This window comes from Streptomyces sp. NBC_00353, from assembly GCF_036108815.1.
GTDB lineage: Bacteria > Actinomycetota > Actinomycetes > Streptomycetales > Streptomycetaceae > Streptomyces.
On record NZ_CP107985.1, the window covers coordinates 6,881,650 to 6,899,063 of the forward strand.

Sequence of the window (17,414 nt, forward strand, 5' to 3'; positions counted from 1 at the left end):
GCCCGTTAGTTCGCGCTTCGAACCGTGATTTCCCCGTTGTCGCTGTGGGCCTTCACCACATGCGGACTGCTGTCGCTGCGCGGAACCCGCACCGAGATGTCCCCGTTGTCGGCGACGGCGGTCACCGCGTACGCCTGCGACCCCTTCGGCAGCTCGATGGTCACCCGACCGTTGTCACTGACGGTGTCCACCCGATCCGGCACGGCCGTGAACCCGAGCCGGATCTCTCCGTTGTCGGACTGCGCGGAGACGGACGCGCTGGAGATCCGCTCCGTGACGATGTCCCCGTTGTCGCTCTCCAGCTTCAGCGGCGCACTGGAGTCACGGACGGTCACCTTCCCGTTGTCGGAGCGCAGAGTGAGAGGAGTGTCGAACCCGGAGGCGACGACCCTGCCGTTGTCACCGTCCACCGTCACCGCGACCCCACGCGGCACCTTCACCTGATGCAGGGCCTCGCAGTTGCTGACGACCGCCGTGCACTTCATCTGGAGCGTGAGCTTGCCGTCCCGCATCGTCCAACGCGCGTCGGGCCCCTTCCCGAGCACCACCCACCCGTCGACACGACGCGTCACCTCGACCTTGTCCACATCGGCCGGCACGAGCTCCACGGCCGTATTGCCGGAGTCGATCGTCAGAGACTTTCCCTCGAACGCGAACGACTTGTGCTCGACCGGTGCGTCATCCACATCCGCACTTCCGCAACCGGACAGCCCCAGGGCGACGACTACGGCCCCGACGGACGCGACGAGTGTGCGAGTGCGGGTATGGAGTGCCATGGTGATCGATCCCCCGTCCGGTCCGGGGGGCCTTTCCCGCCGGTGTGGGACCACCGTAGGGAGCGCGACAGCCCAGGGAGAATCCGGACGGCTACCGTATGCGGGGTGGGGATATCCCCCCGATCCCCCGCTCCTCGTCGGCCCGGGCAACCGTTTGTGAGCATGGGCCGTACGCCATGTAGGCTGTTCCTTCATCCACGGGTGCGTAGCTCAGGGGTAGAGCGCTGCTCTTACAAAGCAGATGTCGGCGGTTCGAAACCGTCCGCGCCCACCAGTACAAAGGCCCCCAACCGATCATGGTTGGGGGCCTTTGACATCCAGTTTTGACATCAACGGGTGCGGTCACTCACGGTCGGGACGCCGCTTGAGCATGCGGTCCAGGTGGCTCACGGCCTCGCGCTGTGTGTCCTGGACGACGTGGGCGTAGATGTTCATCGTGACGGCGATCTGGCTGTGCCCAAGGATCTCCATGACGACGCGGGGAGCCACCCCCGCAGCGGTCAGCAGGGTCGCGCAGCCGTGCCGGGCATCGTGCAGCCGGATCACGCGGAGCCCGGCGGTCCCGGCGACCCGGGTGAACGAGCGGTACAGGTTGCGCGGCTCGATCGGCCGGCCGGTACGGGTGGTGAAGACGTAGCCGGTCTCCTTCCACTGGTCACCGGCAGCGTTGCGCATGGCTGTCTGCCGCATCCTCTGCCAGCGCAGGGGAGCGAGGCAGATGGCGGGCAGGGGGAGTGTCTGCTTCCTGCGTCGTCCCTTGGGATCGTCTTCGTACGCCTCACCACGAACACGCTGGCGTTGGGTACGGACGCGGATCTCTCGCTTGTCGAGGTCGAGGTTTTCCCAGCGGAGCCCCACGACCTCACCACGGCGGAAGCCGAGCGCGATGGCGAGCATGAAGGCCGCGTACAGCGGGTCCTTTCGGGCAGAGTCGAGGAACGTCAGCGTCTCGTCCAGCGACCAGGGCGACAGCTCCCGAGCCTCGGCCGAGGGAGGTTCGACGAGGGTCGCCACATTCCGCAAGACGAGTTCTTCCCGGCAGGCAGCGGTCAGAGCGGTGCGCAGCACCCGGTGCGATTCCTTCGCGGTTGCCGCGGTGGTCTGCTGCTCCAGGCGGACGAGGAAGCGCCGGACATCGGCAACGCTCAGTGATTCGAGGCGCTTGGACCCGAGCATGGGCACCAGATAGAGCCGGACGTGAGTCTCGTACTTCGCGTACGTCGTGCGCTTGCGGCGAGGCTTGATGATGTTGTCGAGCCAGTAGGGCAGCCACTCGGAGAGCCTGGCCGAACGGGTGGGCACGGGGACGCCTTGGTCGACCTTGTCGAGTAGTTCGCGGCGCTTGGCGTCGCACTCTGCCCAGGTCTTGCCATAGGCGAACTTGCGGGCGCGGGTGCCGTCCGGCTGGAGGACATAGACCGCGGCTTGATACCGACCGTCTTTGCGCTTGGTTATCGTTCCAGCCCCGTTGGGGTTGCGCTTGCGCGGGGAGGGCATCAGGCCGCCTCCTCGATCTCGTGGACGATGAAGTCCCGCACGGCGTCGGCGGGGATGCGACGGGACCGGCCGATGGTGATCGAGGTCAGTCGGCGCGAGCGGATCAGGTCATAGACCGTGGAGCGTCCGAGCTTGAGCCGCGCCATGACCTCGGGCACGGTCAGCAGCTCGGCGGTGGCGGTGGTCATGCTGCGGCTCCTTCCAAGTCGGGTGTGATGGAGGCGGCGAGCCATTCCTCGCCGCGGGTGAGTCCGGTTCCGGCGAAGTTCCAGTGGGCGAGGACGAGGGTGGTGTCGTCACTGTCCGGATCGGCCGGCACGGGGGTTTGGTCACCGTGGGCGATGGCGGCTTGGAGGCGTCGCCATTCGGCGCGGGCGGTGCGTAGGGCGCCGAGGGTGGTGGAGTAGCGGCGCGTTTTGGTGGAGAAGTGGCCGCGGAAGCCGAGCATGTGGGCCCAGGCCCGCAGCCGGAGCTCTGCGAGGTCCTTGCGAGCGCCGAGGGTCCAGGCGGTGCGGATCATTTGGCGGGCGTGGTTGGTAAGGGTCATGCGGGCGAGTTCGGCGAGGAATTTGATGGGGCGGTCGAGGGTGCCGGTCGCGGTCTCTGCTCCTTTGGTTGCGTACTTGGCGATGTAGGCGGCGACGGCTCGTTCGGTGAGTTCGGTGCCGCCGTCGAAGTCGGCTGTGCGGATGGGGCGGATGTCGAGCTGTCGGCCGAAGGCGAAGGTGTGGGCGCGGCCGTCGACGATTGGCCCGGGCACGTCGGCAGCGGTGGCGGCGGCGCGGATGGCGTCGGCGAGGAGGTCTGGGGTGGCCCAGGCCGGGGGCGGGGTGTCGCCGCCGTCGGGGCCGTCGAGGCGGATCACGGCGTGGAAGTGGATGGCGCCGCGGCGCTGGTACTCGGCGACCTTGGCGAAGGAGACGCGGGCGTGGTCGGCGAAGGCGCGTTGGGAGAGGCCGGCGCGCTTGGCGACTTCCCGGCGCAGGTAGATGGAGAAACGGGCCCAGATTTTCGAGGCGTGCGCGTTCCAGAGCACGGCTGCTTCGTAGTCGTAGGCGGCGGGCGCGAGCGGGGTGCCTAACTCGGGTGCGTCGTCCGGGTGCTGAGTGCCGCAGCGGCAACGGCCGGAGGTGGGTTGGTTGTGGACGGGCCCGAAGCTGGGGGCGGTGAAGGTTGCGAACACCCGTGGGTGGGTGGCGACTTGTGCGGGGGTGCCTTTGCCGCCGTGGAGTCCGGCGGTGATGAGTTGGTAGGTGTCGCGTCGGTAGGTCTCTGCGCAGGCGGGGCAGCGGGTGGCGCGGCGGTTGTTGCAGCGGACCAGGAGGTTCCCGGCGGGCAGATCCGAGGAGTGGAGTTCGCCGAGGATTTCGCCGGTGGCGGGGTGGATGTCGGTGCGCTGTCCGTCGAGGCGGATGGGTGTGGTGCAGCCGCCGAGGCCGCGCAGTTGGCGCATGAGGCCGGGCATGGTGCCCAGGCTGGCGAGGAACGCGAGGTCGCCCACCGGGGCCGGTGCGGTCGTCGTACTCACTGTGGAGTCCTCCTCTCAAAAGGCAGAGGCCGGGACACCGGGGCCGGAAGGGCGCGCGGTGTCCCGGCGGCGGGGTTAGCGGTGGGTGAAGGCGGCGGTGGCCGCGGTATCGAGCAGGGTGCGCAGGGGCGATGTGGTGCCGGTGCCGTGGCAGATGCGGCAGTGGGCGGTGATGGTGCGCCGGTTGCCGTTGCGGTCGCGGCCGCCGAGGGTGATGGCGACGGAGGCGAAGCCGTCGCAGCAGGGGCAGATGCGTACCGGGGCAGGGGTGGGCTGGGCCATGATGGGGTTCTCCTTCGGTCCTTTGGGATTGAGGGGGCAGGGCTCTCGGGGCGGCGGAGACTTGGCGGTTGAGGCCGCCCCGAGGGCCGGTTACAGATGAGTCGTGCGGCGGCCGTGGCCTTTGGCCGCGTACATGGCGGCGACAGCTGCGGCAAGTGCGTCGGTGAGGGTCGCCACGGGCAGATCAGCGATGCGGCAGCTGCCGACCGAGGCAGAGACCGGCAGCAGACAGCCGCGGTAGGGCACCGGGCGACGCAGAGCGGCTGTGAGGGCGGCGAGGCCGGTGGTGCGGTCAGGGTGGGTGACGATGGCGGTGAACTCGTCTCCGCCGAGCCGTGCGGCGATGCCGTCCCGGTCGCACCAGGCGGTCAGCCGGGCGGCTGTGGCGGTGAGGACGGCGTCCCCGGCGGCGTGTCCGTGGGTGTCGTTGATGGCCTTGAAGTCATCCAGGTCGAGCAAGAGGACGAGCGAGTCCGGGGAGCGGGTGATCAGGCGCTCAGCGCCGGCGGTCCATCCGGCGCGGGTATGGAGGCCGGTCAGCGGGTCGCGGCGAGCGGTGGCCAGGCGGCGGGCAAGGAAGCCACCGTGCAGGGCCCAGCCGACGGCGGGTAAGGCGATGGCGACTGCTTGCAGGTCCATTGCCCTCACCGCTTCCGGGGGTCGTTGAGCAGGGAGCGCAGGACGACGGCGCAGACGGCGACCGAGGCGCCCGTGATGGCGACGGCCAGCAGCATCGAGACCAGGACCGCGCCGACGACGAGCACGACGGCAGCGCCACCGCCGACCACCGCGAGAACACCGGCCGGGGACAGCCGTACCGCTGGCCCGGAAGCGACCGGGGCGGGCGCCGGGGTGGTGTGCTGGCAGGCGCAGTCCGCAGCGTGGTGCTGCTCGACCGGGGCCGGAGCCGGGGCGGTGGTGATGAGCGGGGTGACGATGCCGGTGGGCAGCGGGTTGACCGGGATGCGGGGGCGGATCATGGGGTGTTCTCCCTTCGGGCGGGTTACTTGACGGCGGTGTCGATGACGGGGGCCAGGAGGCTGTCGGCGAGGAGGTAGCCGCCGAGGAGGAGCACGACGACGAGCCAGGCCGGGGGACGGAAGAGCTTGATGCCGAGCCAGCCGACGACGATCAGGGCGAGCCAGAGAGGGACGTCCATGGGGGTCGGTCCTTTCGGTCAGTGGGTGCGGCAGCGGTGGGTGCGCGCGGCGAGCTGGGCGGCGGACTGGCTGGAGTAGTCGGCGGACCAGCCGCAGTCGTCGTTGCCGCAGACGGCGGCGTGCTTGGTGCGGCCGTGGCGGTCGCGGTGGGTGCCGATCTGCACCGGGCCGATCCGCATCACGGAGTGGAAGAAGTCACGGGCAGCCATCACGGGCCTCCTTGTCAGGCGAGGTGGGTAGCGAGCTGGGCGGCCATCGGACCGGGCAGGCCGAGGCGGTCGCGCAGGGTGTCGGCGTCGATCGGGTTGCCGGTCGCAGAGCGGTGCGCGTCGGCGAGCTTGCGGGCGTGGTCGACCAGAGCGGGCGGAACATCCACCGGTGGCGGAGCGGGCAGTGCGGGGACGGGCTCGGCAGCTTCGACCGCGTCCGGGAACGGCTCAGGTTCGGGGGCCAATTCGGCCGGCACGATTGCCGGAGCCGCCGCGGGAGTGGGTTCGGGGGCGGTGTCCGGCTCAGTGGTCGGGGTGTGGACGAGGAGGGTTCCGCCGAGGAAGGCGAGGGCCGGCCATCCGGCGACGAGGATGCGGAGCCAGGCGGGGACGTCGGTGAGGTCGAGGAGTCCGGCGGTGGCGATGTTCGCGCCGAGGGATGCGGCCAGTGCGACGGCGAACCAGGTCCATGCGGCGCGGGTCGGCTTGCCGGTGGTGCGGAGGATGCGCAGGCGCCGCCAGGCCGCGACGAGGAGCAGGTCGACGGAGATGGGGTAGGCCCAGGCTTTCCAGCCGTCCTGTCCGGCTGCCGCGGCAATATCGTGCAGGTGGGCGAAGGACAGGGCACCGGCGATCACGGCTTGCACGAGGACGGCGTCCGGGCGGATCGAGTGGGTCATGTCTTCACCTCCTTCGCTGGGGTGTTGGGGCCGAGGCCGGGCGGGGATCCATGTCCTGCCGCCCGGCCCCGGCGGGGATCTACTCGGGGGCGTGGCCGGTGCCGAAGCAGGTCAGGCAAAGGGCTTCCTGCCGGTCGGCGGAGTCGCGCTTCTTGCGGCCTCCGACCTGGAAGGACTCGGAGACCTGACCGGCCCTCTTGCAGTCCGGACACGGCCTCTTGCGCGCGGTACGAGGCCTCTTCGCGGCGGGCATGACGTCCTCCCTTTCAGGCATGGCGGGGGTAGGGACTTGGCGCGTGGGCGGTCGCGCCGACCGTGGTGCGAAGGGGAGTGTCAGGCCGTGGCGGGGGTGCTGGCCGGGGCCGGAATCTTGACCAGGGACACGTCCGGCAGGACCGGCCGGAACGCGGCGAGCCCGTCGAGTGCCGGCGTGCGGTGCGCGTGCGCATTGCAGGCGGTCACGGCCTGGCGCAGCGTCGTAAACGGGGTGCGGATACGGACCCAGCCGCCGGAGGAGTCACCGGCCACGGCCATGCCGGGGCGTTCGATGGGGATCTGTGTGGTGGCCGACACCGCATCGGGGGAGATGTCGCCGAACGCCATCTTGGCGGAGGCTTCATCGTTGACCCGGTGCGAGACGCGGCCGGTCAGCTGGGCCCGGAGCATGGTGATGCCGTCCCCGAGTTCGGCGCCGAATCGCTGCCCGCAGATCTCCACATAGATCCCCGCAGCCCGGCCGAGCTGGACCAGGCGAACCAGGGCCGTGATGATCCGCTCCCGCCGCTTCTTCTCCGCCGAGGTGGAGAACAGGGCGAGTTCCGCCACCTCATCGACGAGGAGCACGACCGGCACCGGCCGCAGATCATCCGGGAGCCCCCAGATGTCGGCAGTGATCTCCCCATCCGGGGTGTCCGCGCTGATGCGCTGTTCGCTGCGGATCACCTGGTACGTGTCGGCCATCCGGACCACGAGGGCTTCCAGCAGCTCGGCAGCGTCATCGGGGTTGTCCGCCAGGGCGGAGAACCGGCGAGCGAGCGGGGCGAGCTCGACTCCTTCCTTGCAGTCAATCCCGACCAGGGCGACATTGAGCGGCGCGAGTTCCTTGACCAACTGCCGCTGGTAGACGGACTTCCCGGACTTGGTCGCCCCGAGGTTCAGGGCGTGCGGGACCTCCTGGTAGTCCCGGTAGTGGACCGCTCCGTCCTCCCGCAGCGCGACTGGGACACGCAGCCCTTCCCGGTTGACCTTGGCGGGCATCTGGACCCGCTTGAGGACGTCGTAGCCGGTCATCCGTAACTCGATGACACCCGACTTGATCTCACGCGAGGTGATGCCCTGCATGGCGAACGAGTGCCGCAGCCGGTCCGTGGATGCCATGAAGTCGAACGCATCCTGACCGGGCCGCATCTTCAGCCGCAGCACCAGCCCGGTACGGGTCGGCCGTATCCGCAGGATCCGCGGCGGACGGGAGTCCGGGGCCGGGCGGTTGGTCATCCTGGCCCACGTCAGCCGCAGCCGGGACGGCGGAACCGTCAGCCCGCACGCATCCATGACCGACGCGTACCGGAAGGACACCCGCACCATCGCGAAGACGACGCCGAACGTCATCCAGTACCAGGCCGGACGCTTCGACCGCAGAACCAGCACGGCGGCGACCAGGAGCACACTGACGATCAGCAGGACGTTTCCCGACATGGTGATCAGGCCTGGGCGCTGGACGGGGTGACCAGGGCGACGGCGCGGAACGCGATGCCGAAGCGCTTCTCACCGTTGAACGTGTTCTCCCAGTCACGGGCCTTGAGGCCGACGACCTTGACCGGCATCCCGAGCGTGACGCCGGCCGGGATACCCGTCTCCGGGATCGAGACGGTGTAGAGGTTCGCCTCACCCTCGTCCGCGATCGTCAGGCCAACCGTCATCATCTTGGCCTTCGTCTCGCGGTCTACCGCGATCTCACCCGTCTCCTTGTTGATCACCTTGAGCTTCGGCTCCACCGCAACGAACACAACGGCGGTCGAAAGATCAATCTTGAACGATGACATGATGGAAGCTCCCTTGTAGGGGCGGAAGCGGCGACTTGCTTGGCGGTAGGGCGCCGCTTCCTGCGTTTGAGTTCTTGGAGCCCTGTCGGCGACAGCCGCGGGGCTTTTCGCTTTCCCGTCTGGTGCGCACCAACAGGTTGCAACTGGTGCGCACCAGATGTCAAGCGGTTGGTGCGATCGTCTGCCTCAACTCGCTTTGCTCTGACGCTTCTAGAGAAGCGCCTTGCTCAACTGACCGGTAGCCAACAGAGGTTCACGGCGATCTTGTTAACCTCGTTGTTAACCCCTGCCTACCTGCGCCGACGTAAGGCATGCTGCTGTGGAGAGTTGGCGGACCAGGAGCAGGGTGGCGGTGCAGGTGCTCAACCGGCTACGGGAAGCAAGAGGCGCACGAGAGTGGTCGCAAGCGCGGCTCATCCACGAGCTTGAGCACTACGCACGCAGACATGCGCTCGACATCGGCTCCACCGCCAGCCTGCGTGTCTATGTCTCGGAGTGGGAGAACGGCAAGCGCCCGATCAGCGAGCGCTACGCGAAGATCCTGCGGCCGGTGCTGGGTGTCACCGATGAGGAGCTATTCGGCCGGCAGGTTGCCGTGGAGGCACCCCCCGCGGTCGACGGATACGACGACCTGATCAACCGGATCGACTCGGCGCGGAGCGTCAGCCTCACCATGGTGAAGACGTTCATGGATCAGACGGAGCTACTCCGCACCGTGGACCGCCAGATGGGCGCCGCATCCCTCATCGATCAGATGACGGGCCACCTCGCGACCCTGGAAGACGCTCTTACGTTTGCAGTGCTCCCCGAGACCCGTCGCCCCGTCGCCCTAGCGTTGGCCGGAGCTGCCACGCTCGCCGCCTGGCAAGCGCTCGACGCCGGAGGGGTCGAACGGGCCTGGCGGAACTACGAGTTAGGGAAGCGCGCCGCTCAGGAGGCTGGCGAGCCGATGTACCTCGCCCATGCCACGGCGGAGCAGGCATACGTACTCAACGAAGCGGGCCGCCCCGAGATGGCGGTAGCTCTCGTGCGCGAGGCTCAGCGCTTGGGCGGTCAGCAGATATCGCCACGACTGCGGGCATGGCTGTACGCAGCCGAAGCGGAACTTTGCGCCAAAGCCGGGGCGTCGGATGACTGCCGACAGGCACTCGACCGAGCCGCCGCTTGCCTCCCCGAAGGCGAAGAAGCCCGCGACCCAGACATGTTGAGCATCTTCCTGAACGGTGGCCATCTGGCCCGATGGCGCGGGAGCGCACTTGCGCTGCTCGGAGACGACGACGCGCTCGGAAGCCTGTACGAGGCGCTGGACAGTGCGGACCCGACGTTCATCCGCGCCACCTCGGGCCTGCGCTGCGACCTCGCTCAAGCCCATCTTGCACGTGAGGAACATGCCGAGGCTCAGGAGCACCTACAGCAGGCACGCCTGTTGGCAAACCGGACCGGATCCGTGCGTCACCGCCGACGTCTCGAGCAGCTCACGCAGAAGCTGTAGAGGCGCCTTCTCCGCGAGAAGCGAGGACGTGCAGCAAGGCAACCAACGTGCCCGAGCCCATCAGCTCACCTCTCGCCATCAGCCCTGGGATATCCGCGAGCGGCACCCATGCGACGTGCCCGGCTTCCTCGATGTCGGTGGGGTCGCCCACATGCTGTGCGCCTTTACCGACGTAGATCGCGTGTGGCGAGTCGACCATGCCGATCATGGGCTGGAAGGTGACCACGTGATCCAGGGAGTCAGGCCGCCAGCCGGTCTCTTCCTCCACCTCGCGTAGCGCCGTCGCGCGGGCGTCCTCGCCCTCATCTACGATGCCGCCGGGAAGCTCCCAACCCCACTTATCGGCGACGAACCGGTAGCGCCAGAGCATGAGTACGCGATCTTGGGCATCGAGGACCGCGGCGATCGAGACGTGATGGAGCCGTACGACGTGATGCTCGAAGCGCTCGACACCCGGCGGCTCGACGTCGACAAGCGTCAGCTTCACCCAGCGGTTGTCGTAGACCGTCCGCTCGCCGTGAATCTGCCACGGCTCCAGGTCGGCCGGCCGCTCGATGCTCACGTCATGGGATGGCACTCGGTAGGAGCTGCGGGCGTACGACTCAAGCACCTTCTCCGCGACGAGCTTGGCAAGCACCGTGCGGAGTTGGGTCCTGCCGATGTCGAGGTCTTTCTCTAGGGTGCGCTCAGAGGGCAGCTTCTCGCCGGGCTGCAACTTCCCCGACGCAACCCACTCGCGAATCGTGCGGTACACCCGCGCCGACTTCGGTCCCATCCCCTGGCACGCTCCCTGATGTCATCATCTGGCTCGCACCAGCGTAGCCGTCGAGGCTGACCATCGACAGGTGACGATCACGCGCCAACTCCCCATGGCGATGGACTGAGTAGAAACCTTCTCTACGGGTTCAAGGCTCCTCGCTCCGCTCGTCGCGCGCTCCCCGGCTCACCGCCGGGGCCCTGCGCTCCTGTCTCCGCCCCGCTCTGGGCCCCGGCTACGCCGGTCGCGCAACGAGAGAGCCTGGACGAGGAGGAAACAGGAGGCACAAGACATGCCTCCGGCGGGGGCGCTCAGACTCCGGGATGGGTCGGGGCGCCGTTCGCGAGTGCCGGCCGGATCGTGGCGAGCGTCGAGGGGGCTCCCATCCCGACCACCTTCAACCCAGGCAGAGCCGAGCAGTCGCGGCCCAGGGCGTCAAGGTCGTTCGTACAGTGGCGCGCTCCACCTTGACGCCCTGAACCACGCCCGCTCCACAACGTGTGGGCCGAAGGCGGACGGGATGGGAGCTGAGGTAAGTGGTGGGCTGAGGTGGCCGAGCAGCCCACCAGATCCCATACCCAGTTATTGACGGGCCCCGCGTGGTCTGCGATGAATCAATCTTCGTCATCCGAAGAGGAGCCCCGTCGTACGGAGATCACCAAGATCACAACCAGCGTCAGGATGATCAGGACCGCGGCAAGGCCCCAGATTCCGGATGGCCAGCCACTGTCGTCATTCTTGAGAGGCGACAGGCCGCCAGGACCCACAGCCAGGATGCCGAAGCTCGTATCCCCCAGTTTCGTGGGGCGAGCGTATTGCTGCCAGCCATCCGACGCTAGAGACGAAGGAGCGGCAGCGAGGCGAGGGCGCCACCCCGTCGAACCCCCGCGCATAAACGGCGGCACACCTCACGATTCAAGGGGCCACAAGGCCGCCGGCTGACGGCAGTCTGGCGGCAACGACGACGGACGCCACAGTACGCAGCTGTATGCCACGGGCTGTCGACGCTGATCGTTGTCGGGACCGAAAGTGATCCACTCCACAAACGGACTCGCCTGAAAGCAGAGGGTCGGCTGTGCCCCCCGTGCCCGTTGCGTGCCCGGTCCGGCGGGACGCAGTGGGGACTCACGGGGAACAGCGGCACCGATCGGGCTTCAGCCCAGGTCGGCGAGTTGCCAGGTCAGCCGCCATCCGCATACGGCGTCTTCGACACTAGAGATCTTTAAGGGTGTGGGTTACGCGGGGGGTCGTGACGGCTGCCGTGGGCCGCGCTATGCCAGAGGGATGAGGTATCCCGATGGCGGAGGGCTGACGGCTGAGGAGCGGGTTCAGCGTGAGCGGGTCCGGTTGGCGGCCGCCGATCTGATCGAGGCAGGGGCCAGTGACCGGGAGGTGGCCCGGGGGTTCAGGGTGACCCGGATGTCGGCGAACCGCTGGCGGCGGGGTTTGGCTTCGGGCGGGCGGCAGGCCATGGTCTCCAAGGGGCCCGGCGGTGCCCGCTGCAAGCTCGATGCGACTCAACTGCGTGTGCTGCAGGTGGTGTTGGATACCGGCCCGGCCGCCGCCGGCTGGAGCGACCAGTGCTGGACTCTGGCGAGGATCGCCGAGGTCGTGCGACGCCGGTTCGGCGTCGAGTACACCTTGACCGGGATGGACCTGCTGCTGCACCGCATCGGCTGGACCGTACAGATCCCGTCCCGCAAGGCCGCCGAGCGCGACGAGGAGAAGATCGCCGCCTGGAAGGACGAGCAGTGGCCCGTCATAAAAAAGACGGCGGCGGACCTGGGCGCCTGGCTCTGTTTCGAGGACGAAGCCGGCCAGGGGCTGAGGCCGCCCAAAGGCCGCACCTGGGGCCGCCGAGGCCACACTCCCGTCGTGCGGGTCACCGCCGCAGGCACTAAACGCGTCTCCATGGCGGGACTGATCTGCACGAAGTCCGGCCATCGGCCCCGGCTGATGTACCGCACCCACCTCGACCGCGGCCCCGCCAAAGGCCGCCGCAAAGGCTTCACCGAGGCTGATTACGCACGCCTGCTCGACGCCGCGCACCAGCAACTCGGCGGCCCGATCGTCCTGGTCTGGGACAATCTGAACACGCATGTCAGCCGCACCATGCGGCAGCTGATCGACACCCGATTATGGCTGACCGTCTACCAGCTGCCGCCGTACGCCCCGGAGTTCAACCCGGTCGAGGGCGTCTGGTCGCACCTGAAACGGTCCCTGGCCAACCTCACCAAGCACAGCCTCGACCAGCTCACCGCGCTGGTGAAGACCAGGCTCAAACGAATGCAGTATCGACCCGGCGTCATCGACGGTCTCCTCGCCAAGACCGGCCTCGACTTCCAACCGCCGTAACCTCAGCCATTGGATCTCCTAGAAGGTGAAGTCCTCGGGCGCACCTTCGCCAACGCGGCCATCCACTGTCTCGCGAAGGATGTCCGCGTGGCCCGTGTGCCGCGCGTACTCCTCAATCATGTCCAAGAGCATGTCCCGGACGCTGGGCGTGCGACCGTCCGGCCAGGTGAAGGACGCCGGTCCGTCGAGCCCGCGCTCCTTGATGATGTCAGCGACGAGCTCGCGCGATCGCTCGACAGCATCTCGCCACACTGTGTAGACATCATCCGGGGAGTCCAGAGCCCCGGTGCGCCATTCCCAGTCGGGGTTGGCGTCGAAGTCCACGGCGTCCCAAGGGGCGCCGTACTCGTGACCGGCCAGCTTCACGGCCAGCCAGTCCGCCTCGACCAGGGCCACATGTTTGACGAGGCCACCGAGCGTCATCGAACTGGCGGCCGTGGTCGCGCGCAAAGCCTCCTCATCGAGCCCTGACGTTTTCCAGGCGAAGGTCCGCCGGTTGCGCTCGAGAACTGAGCGCAGGGACTCCGCCTCAGCGAGGGCCGCAGACGGGTCAGGAAGGGGAGTTGACTCGCTCATGACCAGGAGCATAGTCGGACACGGCCCTCGGCTACCGCTTTATCCAGCGACGATACGCAAGTGACATCGCGGACCTCATCGAGCGACCACGTCCGGCATGTCCACCCGGAGCTGGATCTCAAATCTCAGTAACGCCCACGGTTAAAGATCTCTAGTGATATGGCGGATGGTCTCGTCAGTGTGATTGCGCAGCTCTTCACGCACCGAGCTGTCTTCTGGCAATAGCGCCAACCGGTCCAGATCGGCCTTCGCTCGGTCCCGCCCCTGTGCCCTGTTGTAGCGGCGCTGCGCCATGACGCCTATCAGCCCGATCACTCCGACAGCAACGGTTGCGATCGCCTTCCAGTCCACGCTGTGACTCCCTCATGCCTTACCTAGGTTCCTCAAGCCCGAACAGTCCGCGTAGTCCGATCAGGCAGGTTTGTCGGACTATTCGAGGGACAAGCCGATCGCCCCCGACGCTGCGCTGTCCGGCCGGGGCACCACATGTTCGATCACGGGGTGCTCGCGCCGCGCTGAGAGAACGACGTTAGGGCTTACCTCTTTCCCGCATATGCGTACTGAAAGGCCAGGAGAAGCCAGATGCTCATCGAAGTAAGCAGGTTCCTACGGCGCCGCTGGCTGCCACAGGCGACAGTTGCGGTAGCAGCAGGGGCAGCCGGCCTGGCCGGAGTGGTACCGGCCGCGGCTGCCCAGGTGACCACGGTGAGCTGCAGCGCCAACCCCAACGCCCTGCAGCCCGCCATTACCGCCGCTTCGCCCGGCGACACCCTGCTGGTGAGAGGGACCTGTACCGGCCCCTTCACCATCGACAAGGACCTGACCCTGAGGGGCGTCGGTGGGGTGGTGCTCGACGGTAACCAGGCAGGCTCCACCGTCACGGTCGGCAGCGGAGCCCGGGTTCTCCTGGACCACGTGATCCTCACCCATGGCAGCGCTGCGTCCTCCGGCGGCGGCGTCGACAACGAGGGCACGTTGACGGTGAGCCACTCCACGGTGAGAGACAACACGGCGCCCTCAGGCGCGGGTGGAGGCATCCACAACCTGGGCACGCTGACGGTGGTCAGCTCCACGGTGAGGGACAACTACTCAATCGGCGCCGGCGGCGGAATCAACAACAACGGGTCCCTCACAGTGCGTGACTCCAGTGTGTTCGGCAATTCCGGAGACAATGGCGGAGGCATCTTCAATTACCTCGCCGGCCAAACGGTCACGCTGATCCGCTCGTCGGTGCACCACAACACCGCGAGAGTGAGTGACGGCGGCGGCATCCTCAACTACCTGGGCGAGATGACGGTCTCCGGCTCCACGGTGTACAGCAACACTGCCCCCTTCGGCGGCGGCATCTGGAACCAAGGAACGCTGACGGTGACCCGCTCCACGGTGCAACGCAATACCGCGACGGGCGGTCCCGGCAGTGGCGGTGGCATCTACAAAGCCGGCGGCTCCTTGAGCCTCGACCGGTCCGTGGTTCGTAACAACACCCCGGACAACTGCGCTCCGCCCGGAAGTGTCCTGGGCTGCACAGGCTGAACACCGCCGTCCAGCCCTGGAGGCACCGCCACCCACCCGCTCCGCCGACCTTCGGACACTGTCCACGGGGCACGCATCCGGGGTGAACCCGCCTACGGATCAGATGCTGCCCGTGCCCTAGCCGGCGTGCCCCCGCGTGCCTGATGGGATGGCTCCGCATGGGGAGGCTCGGGGAACTGCGGGGAGGCTGGTGGGAACGTGCAGGTCAGTGGGGTGGCTGCTCGGGCAGGAGGTGCGTACGCGATCTTCCCAACTAGTGCTCCAGGCTGGAGAGAAGGCCGCGCTTGTCAAGACTGCGTGCGGCGGATGACACCTGCGGCTGACACCAACAAGCACGAACAGCAGCGATCGGCGCCGAACCTCCAGCGGACGATCGGCCGAGGCTCGGGCCCGGTTCGCCGATGTCTACAGTCCCGGTGATCGACCTGATAAGGATGAGGCCGCAGGTTCAAGCCCTGTGAGCATCAAAACGAAGATCCCCGGTCTACCAAGGCCGGGGATCTTTGCAGAGCAGCAGGTCAGAGCGCTTCCTTCGACGGGGTGAGCGGTTCCCCCGACTTACGTACTACAGGCAAAACACTCCAGGGCGAGTTGCTCCACTCACCGGACTTCGCTCCATGGGTCCTCGGCGACTAGGTCTGCCGCCTGTCGAATGCGTGTCGAAGGCCGGTCGATGAGACGCCAGGCACGGGAAGAGAAGCAGGTCAGCAGGGGTGTACCACTCGTCCCGCTAAGCGCCTTCTAATCGCTTGTCCCATCCACCCATCGCTCGACGCTGAGGCACGATAACGCTGCCAGCACGTGGGCAGACAGAAAGCGGCCCCGAAGGCGAGTGCTCTTCGGGGCCGTCTGTGGGCCGTGAAAGCTGGGCCGACGTACCTACGCTGCCGCTTGACCCTGCTCAGTGCGATGGGGCAGTGCTGGGGTCGCTAACCAGCGTGACGCGGATTGCCTGCGCTGTCTGACACGGCCAGACGATCCGACAGGTCGGGCAGTACCCGTCCGGGGCGTAGTAATGCAGTTGCATGACCGTGGTCCGCAGGTTGGCCGCCGCCTTCGGCCACTTCGACGTGTTCAGCCACAGCAGTGCCGCGCCCGCCGCTAGACCGGCGCCTCCCACGATGCCGCCGATCAGAGACATGCTCCAGCCCTGAGATCGGCACTCCGGCTGGAGGGCAATGCTGGTCTCGTCGGTGCCGTAGGTGGTCCGGTCGGAGAGCGCGGCGAAGATGGCCGGTCCGCAGGTCCCGGTGGTACCGAAGATGCTGATGGTCACGGGGTACATGCAGATCACCCCGCCGATAGCGAGTGCGGCGATGGTGACGAGTGCGGCGGCGAGGCGGCGCATGCGTGCTCCTGTGCGGTGAGGGCGGGGCGCCAGTCTCGACGGTTCACGGAATCATTGCAATATCAACTTCAGATCTCCATGGTCTGCAGTCTTCGTCTACACCGGACGCGGCCCTCTCGGTCAGCTTGACAGCACCGGTGCCAGTGCTTTGCGGATCCTGACGGCAGAAGATGACGGCAACAGAGCTGCACACACGGGGACCTTGGCGGTTACGGAGGGACTGCCCTGAGCACTTGTGGTAGCAACGCGGCAGCACGCATGTAGCTGAGAATGAACTCCTAAAGCGGGTGTCGAGCAGCCCGGGCCGTCACGTGCTGGATGGACTCCATGATCGCGGTCCAGGGGAGCTGTCGAAATGCTGGCCCTTCGCGGGGTTCATAGAGCGGCCAGACGTCAGGACTGTGGATGAGCTCTACGTCCGCCTTCCGTAGGGCCGCGACATGCCCGTCCCACGCTGGGTGCCGTACGTGTGCTGCGTTGACCCGCGGGACCACCACGACCGGAACGTCGATCGTGCCGAGTGCCTCGCTCACTTGCGTCAGTGCTTGGTTGTCGGCGATGCCCGTCGCAAGCTTGGCAACGTAGTTCGCGCTCGCGGGGGCGACGACGTAGCAGTTGGCGACCGGGTGTGGGCGAGCCTCGGTCGGCAGGCGAGGCGCATCCCGTACTGGCAGGCCGGTCACAGCCTCCAGGCGTTCGAGCTCGCCGTTCGCCCTGAGCCAATGGCCGGCATTCGGAGTCAGGGTCACGGCTACCTGCCAGCCGAGGGCGATCGCTGGCTCGACCAGGCCGGTGCGTAGTTGCTCGACTCCATCGGCTGCCGTGCCCACGACTCCCAGCACTCCGCGGCTGCCTGCATTCACGGTTCCACCACCCCGTATCGGTCCGTCCCCTCGGCCAGCAGTACAGCAGAGAAGTACCGCAACCACAGCGACTATCAGCAACCGCTGTTGGTCCCTAAACCCCTTGCGGACAGCCCTACAGCCCTCAGCAACCGCCGTGCCGATAGTTCGCATTGAGGGGGTCACCGTGCCGGCCGCGTCGGCATCCACGAGACACGCGTCTCGAGCCGGACCGCACCTTCACGTGGCTATACAGCGAACAGCTCCCGATCGCTCCCCAGCCTGAGTGACGACTAAGGACGGTCGCTGCCCGTGGCAAGTGACTAGGCGAGTTGCC

At 67.5% G+C, this 17,414-nt stretch carries 21 protein-coding genes and 1 tRNA gene; 4 read left to right on the forward strand and 18 right to left on the reverse strand.

Annotated features, from left to right (window positions below; all coding sequences use genetic code 11):
* Window positions 1-5: 5 nt before the first annotated feature.
* Window positions 6-776 (reverse strand): DUF4097 family beta strand repeat-containing protein, encoded by a 771-nt coding sequence (locus OHA88_RS30970; protein WP_328627919.1) that lies wholly within the window; start codon window positions 774-776, stop codon window positions 6-8.
* Between the two features lie 199 nt (window positions 777-975).
* Here OHA88_RS30970 and OHA88_RS30975 point away from each other — a divergent pair.
* Window positions 976-1,050 (forward strand) — tRNA-Val (locus tag OHA88_RS30975).
* 68 nt (window positions 1,051-1,118) lie between these two features.
* On the opposite strand, the gene OHA88_RS30980 is transcribed toward OHA88_RS30975, so the two are convergent.
* The 12 genes from OHA88_RS30980 to OHA88_RS31035 all read right to left on the reverse strand — a co-directional run bounded on the left by OHA88_RS30980 (window position 1,119) and on the right by OHA88_RS31035 (window position 8,174).
* Window positions 1,119-2,273 (reverse strand): tyrosine-type recombinase/integrase, encoded by a 1,155-nt coding sequence (locus OHA88_RS30980; RefSeq protein ID WP_328627920.1) that lies wholly within the window; start codon window positions 2,271-2,273, stop codon window positions 1,119-1,121.
* Entirely contained in the window at window positions 2,273-2,461 is a 189-nt protein-coding gene (locus OHA88_RS30985) for a helix-turn-helix domain-containing protein (protein WP_328627921.1), read from the reverse strand. The genes OHA88_RS30980 and OHA88_RS30985 overlap by 1 nt, the downstream gene beginning before the upstream one ends.
* On the reverse strand, window positions 2,458-3,738 hold the full coding sequence (locus tag OHA88_RS30990) for a replication initiator (protein WP_328629833.1): 1,281 nt from the start codon (window positions 3,736-3,738) through the stop codon (window positions 2,458-2,460). Before OHA88_RS30990 ends, OHA88_RS30985 begins: the two co-directional genes overlap by 4 nt.
* A 138-nt stretch (window positions 3,739-3,876) precedes the next feature.
* Window positions 3,877-4,083, reverse strand: a complete 207-nt coding sequence (locus OHA88_RS30995; RefSeq protein ID WP_328627922.1) for a hypothetical protein — start codon at window positions 4,081-4,083, stop codon at window positions 3,877-3,879.
* A 90-nt stretch (window positions 4,084-4,173) separates the two neighbouring features.
* The gene (locus tag OHA88_RS31000) at window positions 4,174-4,722 is read right to left on the reverse strand and encodes a GGDEF domain-containing protein (RefSeq protein WP_328627923.1); all 549 of its coding nucleotides are present in this window, start codon (window positions 4,720-4,722) and stop codon (window positions 4,174-4,176) included.
* 5 nt (window positions 4,723-4,727) lie between these two features.
* Window positions 4,728-5,063 (reverse strand): SpdD-like protein, encoded by a 336-nt coding sequence (locus OHA88_RS31005; protein WP_328627924.1) that lies wholly within the window; start codon window positions 5,061-5,063, stop codon window positions 4,728-4,730.
* A 23-nt stretch (window positions 5,064-5,086) separates the two neighbouring features.
* Window positions 5,087-5,242, reverse strand: coding sequence for a hypothetical protein (locus tag OHA88_RS31010; protein WP_326603548.1), 156 nt, complete (start codon window positions 5,240-5,242; stop codon window positions 5,087-5,089).
* Window positions 5,243-5,260: 18 nt separating this feature from the next.
* On the reverse strand, window positions 5,261-5,452 hold the full coding sequence (locus tag OHA88_RS31015) for a mobile element transfer protein (RefSeq protein ID WP_326603546.1): 192 nt from the start codon (window positions 5,450-5,452) through the stop codon (window positions 5,261-5,263).
* Window positions 5,453-5,466: 14 nt separating this feature from the next.
* Window positions 5,467-6,132: a DUF2637 domain-containing protein gene (locus tag OHA88_RS31020; RefSeq protein ID WP_328627925.1), complete on the reverse strand. Its 666-nt coding sequence runs from the start codon at window positions 6,130-6,132 to the stop codon at window positions 5,467-5,469.
* Between the two features lie 79 nt (window positions 6,133-6,211).
* Window positions 6,212-6,385 carry a hypothetical protein gene (locus OHA88_RS31025; protein WP_326603542.1) on the reverse strand — a complete coding sequence of 58 codons (174 nt, stop codon included), beginning with the start codon at window positions 6,383-6,385 and terminating at the stop codon, window positions 6,212-6,214.
* A gap of 80 nt (window positions 6,386-6,465) precedes the next feature.
* A complete protein-coding gene (locus OHA88_RS31030) occupies window positions 6,466-7,827 on the reverse strand; it encodes an FtsK/SpoIIIE domain-containing protein (protein WP_328627926.1) in 1,362 nt (453 codons plus the stop codon).
* 5 nt (window positions 7,828-7,832) lie between these two features.
* Window positions 7,833-8,174 carry an SCO3933 family regulatory protein gene (locus tag OHA88_RS31035; protein ID WP_326603537.1) on the reverse strand — a complete coding sequence of 114 codons (342 nt, stop codon included), beginning with the start codon at window positions 8,172-8,174 and terminating at the stop codon, window positions 7,833-7,835.
* Between the two features lie 415 nt (window positions 8,175-8,589).
* Here OHA88_RS31035 and OHA88_RS31040 point away from each other — a divergent pair, with 415 nt between their 5' ends.
* Window positions 8,590-9,666, forward strand: coding sequence for an XRE family transcriptional regulator (locus tag OHA88_RS31040; RefSeq protein WP_443044384.1), 1,077 nt, complete (start codon window positions 8,590-8,592; stop codon window positions 9,664-9,666).
* Here the strand turns inward: OHA88_RS31040 and OHA88_RS31045 are convergent.
* Window positions 9,650-10,441 (reverse strand): NUDIX domain-containing protein, encoded by a 792-nt coding sequence (locus OHA88_RS31045; RefSeq protein WP_328627927.1) that lies wholly within the window; start codon window positions 10,439-10,441, stop codon window positions 9,650-9,652. The two genes, OHA88_RS31040 and OHA88_RS31045, sit on opposite strands and share 17 nt — an antisense overlap.
* 1,266 nt (window positions 10,442-11,707) lie before the next feature.
* Here OHA88_RS31045 and OHA88_RS31050 point away from each other — a divergent pair.
* Entirely contained in the window at window positions 11,708-12,778 is a 1,071-nt protein-coding gene (locus tag OHA88_RS31050) for an IS630 family transposase (RefSeq protein ID WP_328627928.1), read from the forward strand.
* Between the two features lie 18 nt (window positions 12,779-12,796).
* Here OHA88_RS31050 and OHA88_RS31055 read toward each other — a convergent pair whose 3' ends face one another.
* A complete protein-coding gene (locus OHA88_RS31055) occupies window positions 12,797-13,366 on the reverse strand; it encodes a DinB family protein (protein WP_328627929.1) in 570 nt (189 codons plus the stop codon).
* A 129-nt stretch (window positions 13,367-13,495) separates the two neighbouring features.
* Window positions 13,496-13,705, reverse strand: a complete 210-nt coding sequence (locus tag OHA88_RS31060) for a hypothetical protein (RefSeq protein ID WP_328627930.1) — start codon at window positions 13,703-13,705, stop codon at window positions 13,496-13,498.
* Between the two features lie 231 nt (window positions 13,706-13,936).
* Between OHA88_RS31060 and OHA88_RS31065 the strand changes: the two genes are divergently transcribed.
* A complete protein-coding gene (locus OHA88_RS31065) occupies window positions 13,937-14,887 on the forward strand; it encodes a hypothetical protein (protein WP_327239570.1) in 951 nt (316 codons plus the stop codon).
* Window positions 14,888-15,788: 901 nt separating this feature from the next.
* On the opposite strand, the gene OHA88_RS31070 is transcribed toward OHA88_RS31065, so the two are convergent.
* Window positions 15,789-16,235, reverse strand: a complete 447-nt coding sequence (locus tag OHA88_RS31070) for a hypothetical protein (RefSeq protein ID WP_328627931.1) — start codon at window positions 16,233-16,235, stop codon at window positions 15,789-15,791.
* Window positions 16,236-16,513: 278 nt separating this feature from the next.
* A complete protein-coding gene (locus OHA88_RS31075; RefSeq protein ID WP_328627932.1) occupies window positions 16,514-17,065 on the reverse strand; it encodes a flavoprotein in 552 nt (183 codons plus the stop codon).
* Between the last annotated feature and the right edge of the window lie 349 nt (window positions 17,066-17,414).